The sequence below is a fragment of the Phenylobacterium sp. T106 genome (assembly GCF_057219735.1).
The window spans coordinates 27,907-46,774 of record NZ_JBXVWA010000005.1 but is presented as its reverse complement, the minus strand read 5'-3'; the positions used below and the strand labels follow the sequence as shown (position 1 = coordinate 46,774).

Annotated in this window: 15 protein-coding genes and 1 tRNA gene; 6 read left to right on the top strand and 10 right to left on the bottom strand. The window is 70.9% G+C overall.

Translation table 11 applies throughout. From position 1 onward, the window contains the following. Positions 1-278 precede the first annotated feature (278 nt). Both AC2D8W_RS12940 and AC2D8W_RS12935 read right to left on the bottom strand, forming a co-directional pair. Positions 279-1,508: a glycosyltransferase gene (locus AC2D8W_RS12940; RefSeq protein WP_484671881.1), complete on the bottom strand. Its 1,230-nt coding sequence runs from the start codon at positions 1,506-1,508 to the stop codon at positions 279-281. A 52-nt stretch (positions 1,509-1,560) separates the two neighbouring features. Continuing rightward, positions 1,561-1,645, bottom strand: a tRNA-Leu gene (locus tag AC2D8W_RS12935). Between the two features lie 189 nt (positions 1,646-1,834). On the opposite strand from AC2D8W_RS12935, the gene tig reads away from it, so the two are divergent. Further along, positions 1,835-3,193, top strand: coding sequence for a trigger factor (gene tig / locus AC2D8W_RS12930; protein ID WP_484671880.1), 1,359 nt, complete (start codon positions 1,835-1,837; stop codon positions 3,191-3,193). A 157-nt stretch (positions 3,194-3,350) separates the two neighbouring features. Here the strand turns inward: tig and AC2D8W_RS12925 are convergent, their stop codons facing one another. Next, complete coding sequence (locus AC2D8W_RS12925; protein WP_293482699.1) at positions 3,351-3,527, bottom strand: hypothetical protein; 177 nt, start codon at positions 3,525-3,527, stop codon at positions 3,351-3,353. A gap of 327 nt (positions 3,528-3,854) precedes the next feature. Between AC2D8W_RS12925 and AC2D8W_RS12920 the strand changes: the two genes are divergently transcribed. Genes AC2D8W_RS12920 through AC2D8W_RS12910 form a run of 3 tightly spaced genes read left to right on the top strand, consistent with a single transcriptional unit; the run spans position 3,855 to position 8,559 of the window. Continuing rightward, entirely contained in the window at positions 3,855-5,663 is a 1,809-nt protein-coding gene (locus AC2D8W_RS12920) for an FAD-dependent oxidoreductase (protein ID WP_484671879.1), read from the top strand. After that, positions 5,648-7,507 carry a 2-oxoacid:acceptor oxidoreductase subunit alpha gene (locus AC2D8W_RS12915; protein WP_293482695.1) on the top strand — a complete coding sequence of 620 codons (1,860 nt, stop codon included), beginning with the start codon at positions 5,648-5,650 and terminating at the stop codon, positions 7,505-7,507. The genes AC2D8W_RS12920 and AC2D8W_RS12915 overlap by 16 nt, the downstream gene beginning before the upstream one ends. Then, positions 7,504-8,559 carry a 2-oxoacid:ferredoxin oxidoreductase subunit beta gene (locus AC2D8W_RS12910; protein ID WP_484671878.1) on the top strand — a complete coding sequence of 352 codons (1,056 nt, stop codon included), beginning with the start codon at positions 7,504-7,506 and terminating at the stop codon, positions 8,557-8,559. Before AC2D8W_RS12915 ends, AC2D8W_RS12910 begins: the two co-directional genes overlap by 4 nt. Before the next feature lie 244 nt (positions 8,560-8,803). On the opposite strand, the gene AC2D8W_RS12905 is transcribed toward AC2D8W_RS12910, so the two are convergent. From AC2D8W_RS12905 to purM, 5 genes are all read right to left on the bottom strand, one after another. Beyond that, positions 8,804-9,607, bottom strand: a complete 804-nt coding sequence (locus tag AC2D8W_RS12905; protein WP_484671877.1) for an SDR family NAD(P)-dependent oxidoreductase — start codon at positions 9,605-9,607, stop codon at positions 8,804-8,806. Positions 9,608-9,617: 10 nt separating this feature from the next. Beyond that, positions 9,618-10,043 (bottom strand): nuclear transport factor 2 family protein, encoded by a 426-nt coding sequence (locus AC2D8W_RS12900; protein WP_293482691.1) that lies wholly within the window; start codon positions 10,041-10,043, stop codon positions 9,618-9,620. Positions 10,044-10,159: 116 nt separating this feature from the next. Beyond that, positions 10,160-10,936: a hypothetical protein gene (locus AC2D8W_RS12895; RefSeq protein ID WP_484671876.1), complete on the bottom strand. Its 777-nt coding sequence runs from the start codon at positions 10,934-10,936 to the stop codon at positions 10,160-10,162. A gap of 40 nt (positions 10,937-10,976) precedes the next feature. Further along, positions 10,977-11,762: a DUF3313 domain-containing protein gene (locus tag AC2D8W_RS12890; RefSeq protein ID WP_484671875.1), complete on the bottom strand. Its 786-nt coding sequence runs from the start codon at positions 11,760-11,762 to the stop codon at positions 10,977-10,979. Positions 11,763-12,716: 954 nt separating this feature from the next. Then, complete coding sequence (gene purM, locus AC2D8W_RS12885) at positions 12,717-13,742, bottom strand: phosphoribosylformylglycinamidine cyclo-ligase (protein ID WP_484671874.1); 1,026 nt, start codon at positions 13,740-13,742, stop codon at positions 12,717-12,719. An 84-nt stretch (positions 13,743-13,826) separates the two neighbouring features. Here purM and rnd point away from each other — a divergent pair, with 84 nt between their 5' ends. Next, positions 13,827-15,005, top strand: coding sequence for a ribonuclease D (gene rnd / locus AC2D8W_RS12880; RefSeq protein WP_484671873.1), 1,179 nt, complete (start codon positions 13,827-13,829; stop codon positions 15,003-15,005). A gap of 19 nt (positions 15,006-15,024) precedes the next feature. Here rnd and AC2D8W_RS12875 read toward each other — a convergent pair whose 3' ends face one another. Next, complete coding sequence (locus AC2D8W_RS12875; RefSeq protein WP_484671872.1) at positions 15,025-16,605, bottom strand: OprO/OprP family phosphate-selective porin; 1,581 nt, start codon at positions 16,603-16,605, stop codon at positions 15,025-15,027. 214 nt (positions 16,606-16,819) lie between these two features. On the opposite strand from AC2D8W_RS12875, the gene pstS reads away from it, so the two are divergent. Further along, complete coding sequence (gene pstS, locus AC2D8W_RS12870; RefSeq protein ID WP_484671871.1) at positions 16,820-17,857, top strand: phosphate ABC transporter substrate-binding protein PstS; 1,038 nt, start codon at positions 16,820-16,822, stop codon at positions 17,855-17,857. Here pstS and AC2D8W_RS12865 read toward each other — a convergent pair. Further along, positions 17,854-18,867: an anion permease gene (locus tag AC2D8W_RS12865; RefSeq protein ID WP_484671870.1), complete on the bottom strand. Its 1,014-nt coding sequence runs from the start codon at positions 18,865-18,867 to the stop codon at positions 17,854-17,856. The genes pstS and AC2D8W_RS12865 overlap by 4 nt on opposite strands. Position 18,868: the final 1 nt, after the last annotated feature.

Here is an 18,868-nt window from a genome sequence, read left to right as displayed (position 1 = left end):
CCCACTGGGCTGTGACTTGGTGGCGGCCCTCGGCGCGCGACGGTCCGGCGCCCAGCCCAGTGGATCCCCCGGACAAGCCGGGGGATGACGGTGGATTGTCTTTCCGGAGCCCGCCAACAAATCCCGTCATGGCCCGGCTCGTCCGGGCTACCCACTGGGCTGTGACTCGGTGGCAACCCTCGGCGCGCGACGGTCCGGCGCCCAGCCCAGTGGATCCCCCGGACAAGCCGGGGGATGACGGTTGGTTGTCTGGAGCGCGTGGCGCCCCACGGCCCCCGCTACCCCGGGATCTCCACCCCGAACGCCCGCAGCAGCGCCAGCCAGGCCTCGCGCCCCTTCGCCCGGTCGAACTTCGCGACCGCCGTCGCCCGGGCGGCCGCGCGCAGCCCTGTGAACGCCTGTGGCTCACGACACGCCGCGATCATCGCCTCGGACAGCGCCGCCACGTCGAAGAACGGCAGCAGGGTTCCGTTCACCCCGTCCTCCACGGCGTCGTGCAGCGGCGCGGTGTCAGAGCCGATCACGTAGCAGCCGCTCGCCATCGCCTCGGCCAGCGACCAGGAGAGGACGAAGGGGTAGGTGTAGTAGACGTGCGCCGCCCCCAGCCGCAGCGCCGCCAGCATCCGGGCGTGCGGCACGCGGCCCAGGAAGTGGACCCGCGCGGGATCGTAGGCGACGCCGTCGAAGCAGACCTCCTTCCAGGTGCGGCCGTCCGGCGGGGAGCCGCCATAGGGGCGGTCCGCGGTCTCTCCGATGATGATCACCTGCACGTCGGGAACCTCCGCCAGCAGCCGGGGCAGGGCCCGGGCGAGGATGTGCAGGCCCCGCAGCGGCTCCATGTGGTTGTTCACGTGGGTGATCACCGGCGTGCCCGGCGCGATCACGCGCCCGTCGTCCAGGGCGAAGGGCTCCGCCGGCCCCGGGCGGATCTGCTCCACGTCGACGCCCTCGTGGATCACGCGGGCGCGCTCGCGGAACACGGGAGGCAGGGCGTTCGCCTGGAACGGGGTGGGCGCCACGATGGCGTCGCAGCCGGCGTAGCTCAGCGCCATGACCGGGTTCTTCGCCCGCACCCGCAGCGCCTGCTCCTCCTCGACCGGGAACCACTCGGTGTCGAAGCCCACGTCGTAGCCGCGGCCGTGATACCAGAACTCGGCGAAGCCGATCTGGCGGGCCGCCGGGAAGACCTCGGACAAGAACGTCATCTCGCCCCAGCCGGGGTGCCCCACGATCACCTGCGGGTCCCACCCTTCGGCGCGCAGCGCCTTCGCCGCGTCGTAGGCCATTCGTCCCCGCAGGAGGTCAGCCTCGGCGCGAACCGCCAGCGGGAAGATGCCCGGCGTGGTGCCGCGTGGCAGCGAATAGCGGGCGATCCGCGTCGGCGGCAGGCCGCGGGCGTGATCCTGGCCGATCGCCAGCGTCCGAACGCCGCGCGCCGCCAGGGTCTCGGCCAGGTCCCGGAACTGGCCCGGGAAGTTGTTGTGCACGAAGAGGACGCCCGACGGCATGGCGCGGCTTTACCGCGCCGCCGCCGCGGCTGTCACCCCGCACGCCGGGGCGTGGTGCGGATGAGAGGAGTCGAACCTCCACGCCTTGCGGCGCTGGAACCTAAATCCAGTGCGTCTACCAATTCCGCCACATCCGCGTGGAGGCCGCGCCTGCCATTGCGGGCCGGGCGGTCGGCGTCAAGGGGCAGGGGGCTTTCACCCGCCCGCACGCCGTGACATAAGGACGCCTTCGCGCCGCCGGGGCCTCTTCGGCGGCTACTCCCGTTTGACGTGAAAGGGCGGACACGGCGCGACGCCGCGCGCGGTCCGGGAAGCTGAAGATGTCGATGCAGATCGTTGAGAAGTCTGGTGAAGGCCTAAGCCGCGTCTACGGCGTCACGGTGCCGCAGAAGGATCTGGCCGAGCGCCTCGAGACCCGCATCGCCGAGATCACCCCGACGCTCAACATCAAGGGCTTCCGGCCCGGCAAGGTGCCGCCGGCCCACGTGCGGCGGCTCTACGGCAAGGCGCTGATGAGCGAGGTCGTCCAGCAGGCGCTGACGGAAACCACCCAGAAGGTGCTGGACGACAACAACCTGCGCCCCGCGAGCGACCCCGACCTCAAGCCCGAGGGCGACATCGAGGCGGTGATGGACGGCAAGGCGGACCTCGCCTACGAGCTCGCCATCGACATCATGCCGGACTTCCAGCCGGTGGACGCGGCGACGCTCAGCCTGTCGAGACCCGTCTACACGCCCACCGACGCCGAGGTGGACGAGGCGATCGCCGACCTCGCCAAGCAGAACCGCACCTACGAGCCGCGCACTGGCAAGTCGGTGAAGGCCAAGGAGGGCGACCAGATCGTCATCGACTTCATCGGCCGCATCGACGGCGAGGCGTTCGAGGGCGGCACGGCCGAGGACGTCCCGCTGGTGCTGGGCTCGGGCCAGTTCATCCCCGGCTTCGAGGACCAGCTGATCGGCGCCAAGCCGGACAGCGAGCTCACCGTGAAGGTGACGTTCCCCGCCGAGTACCAGGGCGCCAACCTGGCGGGCAAGGACGCCGAGTTCGAGACCAAGGTGAAGGAGGTCCGCGCGCCGGTGGACTCCGCCGCCGACGAAACGCTGGCCGAGCGCCTGGGCGTCGAGAACCTCGAGAAGCTCAAGGAGCTGGTGAAGGGCAATCTCGAGCAGCAGTACGCCGGCGCCTCGCGCTTCAAGCTGAAGCGGGCGCTCCTGGACCAGCTCGACGAGAAGCACGACTTCCCGCTGCCGCCCAAGATGGTCGAGGCCGAGTTCGCCGCGATCTGGCAGCAGGTGCAGCAGGACAAGGAGGCCGGCGAGCTTCCCGAGGACGACGCCAAGAAGACCGACGAGCAGCTCGAGAAGGAATACCGCCGCATCGCCGAGCGCCGCGTGCGCCTGGGCCTCGTCCTGGCCGAGATCGGCCGCGCCAACAACGTCACCGTGACCGAGCAGGAACTGGCCGAGGCCATCCGCCGCGAGGCCATGAAGTACGGCGCCCAGGCGCAGCAGGTGTTCAACCTGCTCCGCGAGAACCAGAACGCCCAGGCCCAGCTGCGCGCGCCGATCTTCGAGGACAAGGTGGTCGACCTGATCGTCTCGAAGGCCAAGGTCGACGACAAGGCCGTCTCGAAGGACGAGCTCCTGAAGGAAGACGACCTGCCGGAAGGCTACGAGGGCTAACCTCCTCCACGCCTGTCCTCCGCGCCGTCATCCCGGTCTCGCCGCCAGGCGCGCGCCCTGCGACGATGCAGCGGCGGCGCTGGTCGGCTTGTGACGTGGAGTCTACGGGTCCCGGCGGGCTCTCCCCAACCGGGATGACAGCGGCCGGGGCGGGTCCCTACAGCGACCGCAGGCGCCGCAGCAGCTCGGCGTTCTCGATCGACGCCCGCCGTTCGTTGATGGCGCGGTGCAGGTCGAGCGACTCCTGCGGGTCCAGCGGCGACAGGGCCGCCATCACGTCGTCCAGGTCGGGGTTCATCGGCGCTTCGGGCACGCGTTCGACCGGCATGTCCATGGGACACCTCCCTCATCCCGCCGCGGCGGGGCCTCTCCCGCTCTTAAGGTATCATTTACCTATACTGAGCGCCAGGAGGTCCATGGCCTTCCACCTCGGCCGCGCCGATCACAGTTCCGTTGGAAGATCCTGCCCATGCCGCCGCGGCCGACGCCGCGCCCAGACGCAGAAAAGCGATAGCCCGCAAGGGAATCGGTTGGCTTACCCAACGTGCAGGGCCTACCTTGGGACCCTCAGCGCCGCGTCGGGGCGGCGGGGCCAACCCTGCGGGGGCAGGGGATGACTTTGCGTCTCCGGGAGTAGAGCGCTCCAGGAAGGAAGCGAGTTTTGCAGCGCACGCGTGAGCCTGGCGCCGACTATTTCCACAAGGTCGTCGATTGCCAGTGGGCCTGTCCGGCCCATACGCCGGTCCCCGAGTACATCCGCCTGATCGCCGAAGGCCGCTACGGCGACGCCTACATGATCAACTGGAAGTCCAACGTCTTCCCGGGCGTCCTGGGGCGCACGTGCGATCGCCCCTGCGAGCCGGCCTGCCGGCGCGGCCGGGTCGAGGACGAGCCGGTGGCGATCTGCCGGCTGAAGCGGGTCGCGGCCGACAACAAGCCCGACATCACCGCGCGCCTTCCGCCGCCGGCCGCCGCGCCCAACGGCAAGCGCATCGCCCTGGTGGGCGCGGGGCCCGCGTCCCTGACCGTGGCCCGCGACCTGGCCCCGCTGGGCTACGAGATCACCGTCTTCGACGGCGAGTCGAAGTCGGCCGGCATGATCCGCAGCCAGATCCCCCGCTTCCGCCTGCCGGAGGAGGTGATCGACGAGGAGGTGGGCTACATCACCGGCCTCGGCGGCATCGACATGCGTTTGGGGCAGCGGGTCGATAGCCTGAAGGCCATGCTGGCCGACGGCTACGACGCCGTGTTCGTGGGCTCGGGCGCGCCGCGCGGCCGCGACCTCGACATCCCCGGCCGCCAGGAGGCGGCGGCCAACATCCACATCGGCATCGACTGGCTCTCGAACGTCTCGTTCGGGCACATCGACCGCATCGGCCGGCGCGTCATCGTGCTGGGCGGCGGCAATACCGCCATGGACTGCTGCCGCACCTCGCGCCGCCTCGGCGGCGAGGACGTGAAGGTGATCGTGCGCTCCGGCTTCGAGGAGATGAAGGCGTCCCCCTGGGAGAAGGAGGACGCCATGCACGAGGACATCCCGATCATCAACATGCGGGTGCCCAAGGCCTTCACCCACGAGGACGGCCGGCTCACCGGCGTGGTCTTCGAAGTGGTCGAGGCCGTGTTCGACGAGAAGGGCCGCCGCAAGCTCATGCCCACGGGGGAGCCCGACGAGCACTACCCCTGCGACGACGTGCTGGTGGCCGTGGGCCAGGAGAACGCCTTCCCCTGGATCGAGGACGACATCGGCCTGGAGTTCGACGAGTGGCATATGCCCAAGGTCGACCCCGCCACCTTCCAGTCCACTCTGCCCAACGTCTTCTTCGGCGGCGACGCGGCCTTCGGGCCCAAGAACATCATCTGGGCCGTGGCGCACGGCCACGAGGCGGCCGTCTCGATCCACAAGTTCTGCCACGGCGAGGACGTCGCCGTCCGCCCGCCGCCCGGCGCCACGCTCGTGAGCCAGAAGATGGGCATTCACGAGTGGAGCTACGACAACGACGTCTCCAACGACAACCGCTACCGCGTGCCGATGCGCGACAAGAAGGAGGCGCTGTCGGACGTGCGCCTCGAGGTCGAACTGGGCTTCGACCGCGAGTTGGGTCTGAAGGAGGCCCAGCGCTGCCTGAACTGCGACGTGCAGACCGTCTTCGCCGACAAGCTGTGCATCGAGTGCGACGCCTGCGTCGACATCTGTCCCATGGACTGCATCACCTTCACCGAGGACGCCGCCGAAAGCGCCGAGGGCGAGGCCGACCTGCGCGGACGGCTGAAGGCGCCCGCGCTCAACCTGACGCAGGACCTCTACGTCTCGGGCAAGCTGCCCGGCACCGGGCGGGTGATGGCCAAGGACGAGGACGTCTGCCTGCACTGCGGCCTCTGCGCCGAGCGGTGCCCGACCGGCGCCTGGGACATGCAGAAGTTCTATCTCGAGATGACGCACGCGGGGCCGCAATGCCTGAGCCGGTAGCCTCGCAGCAGGCCCTCGCCGCCCAGAAGGGGGCGCGGATCAACGACTTCGTCGTGAAGTTCGCCAACGTCAACGGATCGGGCTCGGCCAGCGCCAACGGCATGTTCGCCCGCTCGGTGATGCGCATGGGCGTGCCGGTGGCGGCGCGCAACATCTTCCCGTCGAACATCCAGGGCCTGCCCACCTGGTACGAGGTGCGGATCACCGAGGCTGGCCACCTGGGCCGCCGCGGCGGCGTCGATCTGATGGTCGCCATGAACCCGCAGACCTGGGACCGCGACGTGGCCGAGATCGAGCCCGGCGGCTTCCTGTTCTACGACTCCACCAAGCCCATCCCGCCCAGCCGCTTCCGCGACGACATCACCGTCGTCGGCGTGCCGCTAACGGCTATGTGCAACGAGGCCTATGAGCTGCCGCGCGAGCGTCAGCTGTTCAAGAACATCATATATGTCGGGGCGTTGGCGGGACTTCTTGGCATCGAAGCCGAGGCGGTCGAGAGCCTCATCCGCGACGACTTCGCCGGCAAGGATCGGCTGATCAAGGCCAACATCGAGGCCCTGCACATGGGCCTCTCGTACGTGCAGAAGCAGCTGGCGCCGCTGCCCCTGCAGGTCCGCCGCGCCGATGGCGTCGGCGACCGCATCTATGTCGAAGGCAACCAGGCCGCCGCCCTGGGCGCGGTCTACGGCGGCGCCACCGTCTGCGCCTGGTACCCGATCACGCCGTCGACCTCGCTGGCCGAGGCGTTCACCGCCTACTGCCAGGAGCTGCGGGTCGACCCGGACACCGGCAAGTCGCGCTACGCCATCGTCCAGGCCGAGGACGAGATCGCCTCGATCGGCATCGTCGTGGGCGCCGGCTGGAACGGCTGCCGCGCCTTCACCGCCACCTCGGGCCCGGGCGTCAGCCTGATGACCGAGTTCATCGGCCTCAGTTACTTCGCCGAGATCCCGGCGGTAATCTTCGACGTACAGCGCGGCGGGCCCTCCACGGGCATGCCCACGCGCACCCAGCAGGCCGACCTCCTGGCCGCCGCCTACGCCGGCCACGGCGACAGCAAGCACCCGATGCTGCTCCCCGCCGACCCGGGCGAGTGCTTCGAGATGGGCGCCCTGGCGTTCGACCTGGCCGACCGCCTGCAGACCACCGTCTTCGTGATGCTCGACCTCGACATCGGCATGAACGAGTGGCTGACGAAGCCCTTCCAGTGGGACGACAGCCGCAAGCTCGACCGCGGCAAGGTCATGACCGCCGAGATGCTGGACGCAGGCGCCGACTTCGGCCGCTACAAGGAGGTGGACGGCGACGGCATCCCGTACCGGACCTATCCCGGAACCCACCCCACCAAGGGCGGCTACTTCACCCGCGGCACCTCGCGGAACCCCTATGCGCGCTACTCCGAGGAGGGCGCGGTCTACGTCGACAACATGGAGCGCCTGCTCCGCAAGTTCGAGACGGCGAAGTCGCTCGCGCCGGCGCCCATCCTGCGGCGCGCCAAGGGCCAGACCCGCGACGGCGTCATCTACTTCGGCTCCACCACCCCGGCCATGGACGAGGCGCTGGAGATGCTGGAGGCCCAGGGCCGCCGCCTCGACGCCTTGCGCATCCGCGCCTTCCCCTTCGCCGACGAGGTCATGAGCTTCATCGAGAGCCACGACCGCGTGTTCCTCGTGGAGCAGAACCGCGACGCCCAGCTGCGCACCCTGCTGATGACCGAGGGCGACGTCGACCCGGCCAAGCTGGTCTCCGTGCTGCACTACGACGGCACGCCGATCACGGCGCGGTTCATCGCCGGAGCCATCGCCAGCCGCATGGCCGTGGGCCAGATCGAGGCCGCCGAATGACCTACATCCTCAAGCCCCAGCTGCATCACCCGAAGCTGCCCACCAATGGCCTGGGCTACACGCGCCGCGACTACGAGGGCTCGGTCTCGACGCTCTGCGCCGGCTGCGGCCACGACTCCATCTCGGCGTCCATCATCCAGGCCTGCTTCGAGCTCGAGCTGCCGCCGCACCGCGTGGCCAAGCTCTCGGGCATCGGCTGCTCGTCGAAGACGCCGGACTACTTCCTGGGCAACTCCCACGGCTTCAACACCGTCCATGGCCGCATGCCCTCGGTGCTGACCGGCGCCAACCTGGCCAACCGCGACCTCATCTACCTGGGCGTCTCGGGCGACGGCGACTCCGCGTCCATCGGCCTCGGCCAGTTCGCCCACGCCATCCGGCGCGGCGTGAACATGCTCTACATCGTCGAGAACAACGGCGTGTATGGCCTCACCAAGGGCCAGTTCTCGGCCACCTCCGACCGCGGCTCGAAATCCAAGCGCGGGGTCGTCAACACCGACGCCGGCATCGACATGGTGAGCCTGGCGCTGCAGATGGGCGCCACCTTCGTGGCCCGCTCGTTCTCGGGCGACAAGGAGCAGCTGGTCCCGCTCATCAAGGCCGGCCTCGCCCACAAGGGCGCCGCCTTCATCGACTGCATCAGCCCCTGTGTGCAGTTCAACAACCACCCGGGCTCGACCAAGAGCTTTGACTACGTACGCGAGCACAACGAGGCGGTGAATAGGCTCGACGTCATCACCCCGCGTGATCCGATCCACGTCGACTACCGCCCGGGCGAGACGGTGCGGGTCCAGCAGCACGACGGCTCCATCCTGTCGCTGCACAAGCTGAACGACCTCTACAACCCCAACAGCCGCGCCCAGGCCCTGGGCTACCTCCAGGCCCGGCAGGCGCGGGGGCAGATCGTCACCGGCCTGCTGTTCGTCGACCCCGCCGCGGGCGACCTGCACGACGCGGTGGGAACCGTGGCTACCCCGCTCAACCAGCTGGGCGAGGCCGAGCTGGTTCCCGGACAGGCCGCGCTCGAGCGGATCAACGCGTCGCTGAGGTAGCCTGGGCCGGAGAGCCCGGCTCGGGACCACGGAAAACACGGACGGCCGCCTTCGGCGTCCGCGCGGATCAGGGCTCGCGCACGACGCCTCGGGGCTCCAAGAGCTTCCGATCGTCCCGGCGAAAGCCGGGAGACCCACACGCCGGCTCACGATTGGAGGGGCTCCGAGGCTCTGGAGCCCGCTTCTGAGCCATTGCATCTGGATCCCGGCATTCGCCGGGATGAGCGGATGGTGAGCAGGGGTTCTAGATCGCCAGCAGCCCGCCGTCCGCGAACACGGCGCTGCCGGTGATGAACGACGCCTCGTCCGACAGCAGGAACGACACCACCGCCGCGATCTCGTCCGGCGACGAGGCGCGCTGCATCGGCGTCCAGTGCGGCGCGCGGGGCAGGGGCGTGCTGGCGGGGGTGGCGTCGCGCTGGCGATCCTCGCTGGCGTTCGCGCCCATGTTGCTGCGCACCGCGCCGGGGCACACGCAGGCGGCCCGGATCCCCTGCGGGCCATAGTCCACGGCGATCTGCCGCGTGAGCTGCAGCACCCCGCCCTTGCTGGCGGCGTAGCTGGCGGCCGAACCCGCGCCGCCGATCACCACCGAGGCGATGGAGCCGGTGGTCACGATCACGCCCTTGCCGGCGGCCAGCAGGTGGGGAAGCACGTGCTTGGCGCACAGGAACGGCCCGTTCAGGTTGACCGACAGCACGCGCTGCCAGTCCTCCAGGGCCGTCTCGTGGATCCAGCCGCGCCCGGCCGTCCCGGCGTTGGCGAACAGGCCCGACAGCTTGCCGAACCGCGCCTGGCTGGCCTGGACCATCTGGGCCACGTCCGCCTCGCGCGACACGTCGCAGGTGACCGCCAGGGCCCGGCCTCCCGCCGCGGCGATCTCGTCGGCCACGGCCTGCGCGGTCGCGCCGCGCACGTCGGCCACCGTCACGGCCGCGCCCTCCAGCGCCAGTCGCCGGGCCGCAGCCGCCCCGATGCCGCTGCCGGCGCCGGTGACGATGAACACCTCGCCCAGGTGCCGCTCGCGGAAGATGCGCGCCTCCGTCATGCCGGCCCGCTCAGACGAAGTTGGCGGTGACGTCGCGACGCTGGAAGCGCCAACCGTCGGCCGTCTTCACGAAGGTGTCGCGGTACTCGCCCACCAGCGTCGGCGCGCCGATCGGCGAGGTGCGCCGTCCGGGCTCGCCGTCGTGGCGGTGCAGGGTCAGGTAGACCACGCCCTGGGCATGGTGCTCGTCGATCACGTCGATCAGCAGGTTGTTGCAGATGTGGCGCGACATGCGGCCCGTGTTGTTCTGCCGGTTGGTGAAGCCCCGGGTGACGCCGTCGCGGCCCGTCATCGTCTGCTCGGCCGAGGCCCACACCCCGTCTTCGGCGAACAGGTCGCCCACCTTGGCGGCCTCGCCATGGTCGATCAGGTGGCAGTACAGAGTCACCAGCCGCTCGCATTCGCGCTCGATCAGCAACCGTTCGAGGCTGTCCATCGGCTCCCCTCCGCTCCAACCGATCCACTCTGCCAGGGCGGGCGCGCAGCCCGAAGCGTGCTCCGTCGCGCCGGTGGCATGGGCGTATGCGCGACGGCTATGCGGGCGGGGCGGCCTCAGCGGGCGCCGTGGGCCTCCAGCCCTGGCGCTGGCTTCGCGGCTCCGCGGCCCCGCAGCGCCAGCAGGGCCATGACGGCCACGACGCCGGCGGCGACGAAGGCGGCCATCGAGATCGCCGGCTTGCCGGCCTGCTCCGCGACGCCCACGGCGACCAGGCCCCAGGCGATCGGCAGGCCGTAGATCGCCACGCGGGTGCGCCACAGCACGGCGGCGGCGGTGACGACCACGGCGAGGATCCCGGCCAGGGCGGCGCCTGCCGCGGTCGACGCGTCGATAAGGCCCCGCGCCGTCGCCACCGTCAGCAGGTTGAGCGCCGAGGCCGTGGTGAGCCAGCCCGCCAGCAGGCCCAGCGGCCACAGCGCCAGCCAGCGGTGCAGCCGTGAGGGCGGCGCGTCCCGGCTGCCGCGCGCCACCGCGGTGATCGCGGCCGCTGCGGAGCCGAGGATCACCACCACGCTGGTCCATTTCCAGTCGGCGGACGAGACGATGATCCAGACCCCGCAACCCGCGATCGCGATGGCCGCCGGCCCGGCGATGCGGTCCAGCCACTGGTCGTCGCGCTGGCGCGGCAGGGCCTGCCAGACTGCATAGGCCGCCAGCGCCGCATAGATCAGGCTCCAGATGCCGAAGGCGTAGGGCGCTGCGCGCAGGGTCGCCTCGCCGTCGCCGGCGAACTCCGACGCCGAGAGGCCCAGGTCGAGGGTGCCCTGGAGGGCCGGCGCGGCGAGCGCCAGCGCCAGGGCGGCGGGAACGAGGATCCGGCGAAGCTTCATGGGCGGGGAACGCGTCCGGGGCGGGCTCGATCCATGACGCCTATCGGGGTTCGGGGTTGTCCGGCGCCACCGCCGCGGCGTCGGCCTTCGCGCCGCTCAGGGCCGGAACGTACAGGCCGGTGGCGAACTTCGCCAGCCAGCCTTCGGGGCGAATCCGCGGACCGTAGGCCTTGCAGGGGTCGTCGTCGCCAATCCGGCGGCTCTTGTGGCCCTTGGGCGTGGCCGTGGCCGCCGCGGCGTCCGCGAACGGCTCGATGAACTGGAGCGCGTCCCCCAGGCGGCTCAGCGAGGGGTTGTCGGTGCCGACGGGCTGGGCGTTGCGGGTCCAGACCAGCGCCGCGAGCTGCCGGCCTTGCGCGTCGACCACCTCGGCCTCGGCCGCCAGTCCGCCGAGCGCGCCCGGCACACGCAGGCCGAGCGGTCCCGGGATGAAGAAGCCCGAGGCGGCCGAGAGCGCCGAGCCCACGCGACCGGTGGGCGCCACGCGGGTGATCACGGCCCGCACCCGGGCGTCCGCCGGGGCCGGCGGCTCGACGATCTCGTACCGCTCCGAGAACTCGAAGCAGAGCTGGGCGTCAGCCTCGCGGATCAGCAGCTCGCGCTCGGCCTCGGAAAGCCAGGCAGTGCCCTTGGTCTCGGCGACGACGGTGGGCTCGATCCGCACGCGCGCCAGCGGGGCCTCGATCCGGCGCTCGGCGAGGCCTGTGCGCAGGCCGCCCTCGCGCGTCTTCAAGCCGTCGTACGACGACAGCTGTCCGGCCGGCCGGGGCGTGCTGGCGCACGCCGCCAGGACGAGGAGCAGGGGGAGGGCAAGGACGACCTTCATGAGCGCTCGCGTCTGCCGGAGGCCCAAGGCCGCCGTGGGTTGCCGCTCCCCAACGCCCAGGCCCCCGATGTGGTCCCACGCCTCCACAATTCAAGCGCGCCTCGGAGAGCAGAACGCGTTCTTACCTCCCCCGACGCGGCCGCGACGGCGGGAGGGGGACCGCCCCGCCGAGGCCGGCGCGAGCCAGCCGGTGAGCGGGGGGTGGAGGGGGGCGAGCCTCAGCCGCTGAGCCAACCACGGCTGATCGTTCCGCAGTGCCGGCCGCTCGCCCCCTCCACCCCTCGCTCTTCGGCTGCGCCTCGGCGAGCGGTCCCCCTCCCGCCGCTTCGCGGGGGAGGTAAGGCGCCCCCCTCCCGTCATCCCGGGCGCAGCGCTCGAAAGAGCGCGGAGACCCGGGATGACGGAAGAGGGCGGTCCGCGACCAGCCTCCCGAAATCCCCGACCTTCCTAGCCACCAGCGCGCCGCCGGTCGTACCGCCAGGCCCTGGCCCTGAAGGCGCGGCTGAAGCGCGACCTGGCGGCCGCCGCCAAGGTCCAGGCCGAGAAGAGAACCGCGAACCATCGCGAACCAACGCCAACCAGCCCGAGCGGCCCCGCCGCCGACGCCTCACGGACGCTGTTCGCGATGGTTGGCGATGGTTCGCGGTTCAATCGAGCCGCGCCCGCGACTGCGCAGCCGTCGCTCATGCGAACCACGAATGAACACGAATGCACACGAATGGGACCCGGGCCTCACCGCGGCCATTCGTGTTCTTCGTGTTCATTCGTGGTCGATCCGGGCCTTCGGCCTGAAGGAATCCCACGGCGTCTCAATCGTCGCTTGCGCGGACGTCTTCAAGCGGACCGCGGAATATGCGGCTTGGCGCGGAAGACCCCTGGGCCTTGCCGATGCCACAGCGCGCTTCCGCGTCCTTCCGCGTATTCCGCGGCGCCCGGATCCGCGCCTGCGGCGCGTCAGGCCGGGGCCAGTTCGCCGGCGACGAAGGCCTCCTCGCCGGCGGCGATCAGGCCCTCCAGCACGGCGGGCAGGTCTTCGGGCGCCACGACCAGCACCAGGCCCACGCCGCAGTTGAAGGTGCGGCGCATCTCGTGCTCGGCGACGCCGCCCGCCTGCTGCAGCCAGTTGAAGACCGGGGGCAGGGCCCAGGCGTCCCAGTCGAAGCGGGGAACGAGGCCCTCGGCGATGGCGCGCGGCGGGTTCTCGATCAGCCCGCCGCCGGTGATGTGGGCGACGCCCTTCACGCGGCCGGCCTTGAGTTGCGGCAGCACCGAGCGGATGTAGATGCGCGTCGGCTCCAGCAGCGCCTCGGCCACCGTGCGGCCATGGGCGAACGGCGCGGGCGCGTCCCACGCCAGTCCCGAGCGCTCGACGATGCGCCGGATCAGCGAGTAGCCGTTGGAATGCGGACCCGACGAGCCCAGCGCCACCAGCACGTCGCCCGGACGCTGGTCGCCCAGCCTGGGCAGCACCTTGTCGCGGTCGACGGCGCCCACGCAGAAGCCGGCCATGTCGTAGTCGCCCTCGGCGTACATTCCCGGCATCTCGGCCGTCTCGCCGCCCACCAGGGCGCAGCCCGCCTGCCGGCAGCCCTCGGCGATGCCCGCCACCACGGACGCCGCCGCGTCCACGTCGAGCTTACCGGTGGCGTAGTAGTCCAGGAACATCAGCGGCTCGGCGCCCTGAGCCAGCAGGTCGTTGACGCACATGCCGACGAGGTCGACGCCCACCGTGCCGTGCAGGCCCGTCTCGATGGCGACCTTCAGCTTGGTGCCCACGCCGTCCGTGGTCGTCACCAGCAGCGGGTCGGCGTAGCCGGCGGCCCTGAGGTCGAAGAGCGCGCCGAAGCCGCCCAGCGAGGGCTCGGATCCGGCCCGCCGCGTGGACTTGGCCAGCGGCTTGATCCGCTCGACCAGCTCGTTGCCGGCGTCGATCGACACCCCCGCCTGCGCGTACGTGAGACCGTTTGGCCGTTCGGACATTTACGAACCCGGTTTGAAAGTGCGAGAGAGGCGCCCGTTGCGGCCAGGTATGGAGTCGGCCGCGCGCGGGGCTATAGCTGATTTATGACGCCGATCACCACCACTGCGGAACTCCAGGCCTTTTGCGACAAGCTCAAGGGCCAGCCGTTCGTCGCCGTGGACACCGAGTTCATGCGCGAGACCACCTACTGGCCGAAGCTGTGCCTGATCCAGGCGGCGGCGCCCTCGGCCGAGGCGGTGATCGACCCGCTCGCCGACGGGATCGACCTCGGCCCCTTCCTCGACGTCCTGCGCGACCCGAAGATCCTGAAGGTGTTCCACGCCGCCCGGCAGGACGTGGAAATCTTCAACAACCTGCAGGCCATGCCGAAGCCGCTGTTCGACACCCAGGTGGCGGGCATGGCGGCCGGGTTCGGCGAACAGATCGCCTATGACGCGCTGGTCCGCCAGATGCTGAAGATCGAGCTCGACAAGAGCTCGCGGTTCACCGACTGGGCCCGGCGGCCGTTGAGCGACAACCAGCTCACCTATGCGCTGGCCGACGTGACGCACCTGGCGCGGCTCTACCCGATGCTGCGCGAGCGGCTGGAGCGGGAAGGGCGCCTCGCCTGGGTCACCGACGAGATGGCCGACCTGACCGCGCCCGCCAACTACGACGTAGAGCCCGAGAACGCCTGGAAGCGCCTGCGCCCGCGCCGGCACACCGCCAAGTACCTCGCCATCTACCGCGCCGTCGCCGCCTGGCGCGAGCGCACGGCGCAGCTGCGCGACCAGCCGCGCGGCCGGATCCTCAAGGACGAGGCCATCGACGAGATCGCCACCCAGGCCCCGACCGACGCCGACGGCCTGGACCGCCTGCGCTCGGTGCCCAAGGGCTTCTCCGGCTCGCGCTTCGGGCCCGACCTGGTGGCGGCGATCCGCGAGGCCCTGCGCGACCCCGAGGGCTACGCCCCGGTCGTCGAGAAGCCCCGGCAACAGGCGTCGCCGGCCGCCGGCGCGGTCGTCGAGCTGCTGAAGGTGCTGCTGAAGGCCCGGGCCGAGGAAGCCGGCGTGGCCTCCAAGCTGATCGCCACCGTCTCCGACCTGGAGCAGATCGCCAACGACGACGGCGCCGACGTGGCGGCGCTGAAGGGCTGGCGCCTGGAGGCCTTCGGCGCCGACGCCCTGAAGCTGAAGCGCGGCGAGCTGGCGCTGGTGCTCGACGGGGCCAGGGTGCGGGTGGTCGAGGTCCGCCGGGCGCCGCGGGCCGCCGCGACCGGCTGAGGCCGCCTCAGCACGCTCCCTAGAAGGTCACCTGCGCCCGCGCGGCGACGGCGTCGTACGCCTGACCGGCCTGCGCGCCCGCAGCGGTCAGCCGCTCGATGTCCACGCGCTGGTAGTCCAGCATCAGCCGGATCGCCGGATTGAGGTACCAGTTCGCCCCGAAGCTGAGGATCTTCTGCTCGCCGCCCCGGACGGCGCCCAGCGGCCCGACGGCGCCGGCCACGCCCTCGCGGAAGTTCAGGTCCAGCACCGAGTAGCGCGCCGCCAGCTCGAACGCGCCCCAGGTCCCGGCCGCCGGATTGAAGGTGTAGGTCTGCTTCGGCGCGTCGAACCGCGCCTCCGTGGCGTTGTAGGGCCGCGTCTCGCCCGTCAGCACCCACGAGCCCTGGACGTACCAGCCCTTGAAACTGGGATCCGGCAGCGCGCTGGCGCGGCGCTCGATCCGGTAGCGGAAGGCCTCGGCCTCGACGAGCAGGCCCTTGATCTGGAGCGCCGCCTCGCCGCCGAAGACCCGGGCGCCCTCGGCGTCGATCGCCCCGGTGTCCACCAGCCGCGTCCCGTCCAGGCGCAGCTCGGGCCGGTCGCGGATCTGGACCGGATACCGCGGGCCGGCGCCGTTGGGACCCGTCGCGTCGTTCGGCTGCAGCACGTACTGGACGTTCGCGCCGATGTGCGCCTGCCAGTCCACGCCGCTGTATGGCGCGAGGGCGGCCCGGGCCAGCCAGCCGGTCTGCTCGTCGAACTGCTGGGCGCCGCCCAGGGTGTTGCCCGTGAACGCCGTCGCCGCGAACCACCGCCACGCGACGCCGGTCTCGCTGCCGAAGGCGTCGTTGGCGCTGAGCTGGATCGCCACCCGCGAGTCGCCGGCGGCGACGTTGCGCGCGGCCTCGGCGGGCGCCGGCCGCTCCAGCAACGGCATCTGGCTGGTGGAGGTGGCCGCCGCCAGGTTCACGTTGGGCTCGAAGGCCCCAACCTTCAGGCGGAAGGGCTTCAGGGCCGTGTAGGTCACCGCCGCCTCGTACAGTCGTCCGGCCTCCTCGGCGCCCGAGCCGCCGAACTCGTAGACGAACGCGTAGTCGAAGTCGCCGAACAGCCGCCCGTCGAAGCCGATGCGCGCCCGGCGGAAGTTCACGCCCTCGTTGAGGTCCCGGTTGGTCACCGTCGCCGGCAGGTTGTCGTCCTGGAAGTACTTGCCGCCGTCCATCATCAGGATCGCGCGGATGTTGGCGGTGAACCGGCCGTCGGTGGTGGCGAGCGCGGGCTTGCCGTTGGACAGCGACGCCGTGACGGCGTTGGCGGCGGGCGGCAGCTTCAGCGTCGCGATGTCGGTCGCGGCGGTCTCCTGCCCGGTCTTCATCTCGGCGAGCTGGGTCGCCATCGCATCGAGCTGCTGCTGGATGGCGGTGAGCCGCGGGTCGGTCGTTCCGCCCGCTCGCAGTTGGTCGAGCTGGGTCCGCATGTCGTCGAGCTGCCGCTGCATGGCCTGGAGCTTCGCCTCGGTCGCCGAAGCCGGCGCGGCGATGGCCGGGCCGGCGGCTGCGCAGAGAAGAAGTCCAGCGCACGCCGCAGCGGCGGCCCCGCGGGTCGAGAGCGGCGTCATGGGCGGGGTCCTTCTCGAGTCGCGCCGTACGCCGACGCGGAAAGCAGGCGGTCTGTAGCCCCCGTATGCGACGGAACGGCAAAAGAACGACGACAGATTCGTGACGCTCCCAGTGTCACCGACCTGACGTCCAACTGTCGCGCTCTCTTCGCATTGAACTCCTACACCCCGCTGGACGGGCGCGAGGGCCGCCCGGAGCAGCAGGGGTGACACCATGTTCAACCGCCATCTCGGGGCGATCGTTGCGGCGGCCGCGCTTGCCCTGTCGGGGGCTGCCCAGGCCGCCGACATCTCCGGCGCGGGCGCGACCTTCCCGGCGCCCATTTACGCCAAATGGGCGGAGACCTACCGCGCCCAGACCGGCTCGCGACTCAACTACCAAGCCATCGGTTCGGGCGGCGGCATACGCCAGATCACGGCCGGGACGGTCGACTTCGGCGCCACCGACAAGCCGCTCAAGCCGGACGACCTGGCCAGCGCCGGCTTCTCGATGTTCCCCACGGTGATCGGCGGCGTGGTCCCGGTGGTCAACATCCCTGGCGTCCGGTCCGGACAGCTGAAGCTGACCGGCGCCCTGACCGCCGACATCTTCAGGGGCGTGGTGAAGCGCTGGAACGATCCGCTGATCGCCAGGTACAATCCCGGCCTCACGCTCCCGAACCTCCCCATCACTGTGGTCCACAGGTCCGACGGGTCGGGCACCACCTTCCTGTTCACCTCGTACCTGGCGATGAAGGCGCCGCGCTGGGCGAGCGAGGTCGGCGCGAACGACGCCGTGAAGTGGCCCACGGGCCTGGGCGGGAAGGGCAATGACGGCGTCGCCGCCTACGTGAAGCAGACGCCGGGCTCGATCGGCTACGTCGAATACGCCTTCGCCAAACAGAACGGCCTCACCACGACGCTCCTGCAGAACAAGGCGGGCGCGTACGCGCCCCCGGCGGCCGCGAACTTCAGCGCCGCGGCGGCCAACGCCAACTGGAAGGCGGCTCCGGGCTTCTACCTCCTGCTGCTCGACCAGCCCGGCGCCGGCGCCTGGCCGATCACCGGCGCGACGTTCATCCTGGTGAAGAACCGGCAGGAGGACGCGGCCAAGGGGCGCGAGGTGCTGGCCTTCTTCGACTGGGCGTACCGCAACGGCGACGCGGCGGCCGTGCAGCTCGACTACCTGCCGATGCCCGCCGCGGTGAAGGACATGGTCCGCAGGTCGTGGTCCCGGATCGTCGGGCCCGACGGCCGCCCGGTCCTCCGCTAGAGCGCCCGGTCCGCGAGGCGCGCGAGCAGGTAGAAGCCCGCGGCGATCACGCCCGAGGCGGGCAGGGTGATGACCCAGGCCCAGACGATCCGGCTCGCGACGCCCCAGCGCACCGCGGACATCCGGCGCGACGCCCCGACGCCGACGATGGCGCCGGTGATCGTGTGGGTGGTCGAGATCGGCACGCCGATGTGCGTGGCCAGGAAGATGGTGATCGCGCCGCCGGTCTCGGCGCAGAACCCCTGCTGCGGCGACAGGCGGGTGATCTTTGAACCCATGGTGTGCACGATCCGCCAGCCACCGAAGAGCGTGCCGAGTCCCAGCGCCGCCTGGCAGCTGATCACCACCCAGAACGGCACGTGGAACTCCGCGCCGAGATGGCCGTGGCTGAACAGCAGGACCGCGATGATGCCCATCGTCTTCTGGGCGTCGTTGCCACCGTGCCCCAGCGAGAACATCGCGGCCGAAACGAGCTGGAGCTTGCGGAAGGTCGCGTCCGCGAACGACGGCGTCGCCTTCACGAACAGCCAGGTGACGATGAAGACGAGCACGAGGGCCAGCCCGAAGCCCAGTGAAGGCGAGACGACGATCCCGGCCATCGTCTTGAGCACGCCGGACCAGACCACGCCGTCCAGGCCCGCCTTGGTGACCCCCGCGCCCAGCAGTCCGCCGATCAGCGCATGGGACGATGACGACGGGATCCCCGCCAGCCAGGTGATCACGTTCCAGCTGATCGAGCCGCCCAGGGCCCCGAAGATCACGGCGTCCGAGACGATGTCGGCCGAGATGATGCCCTTGCCGACCGTGTTGGCCACGTGGAGGCCGAAGAACAGGAAGGCGATGAAGTTGAAGAACGCCGCCCAGGCCACCGCCACGCGCGGCGAGAGCACGCGGGTCGACACGACCGTCGCGATCGAGTTGGCGGCGTCGTGCAGGCCGTTCAGGAAATCGAACGCCAGGGCCACGCCGATCAGGAAGATGACGAGCAGGCTGGCTCCGCCAAGGTCCATG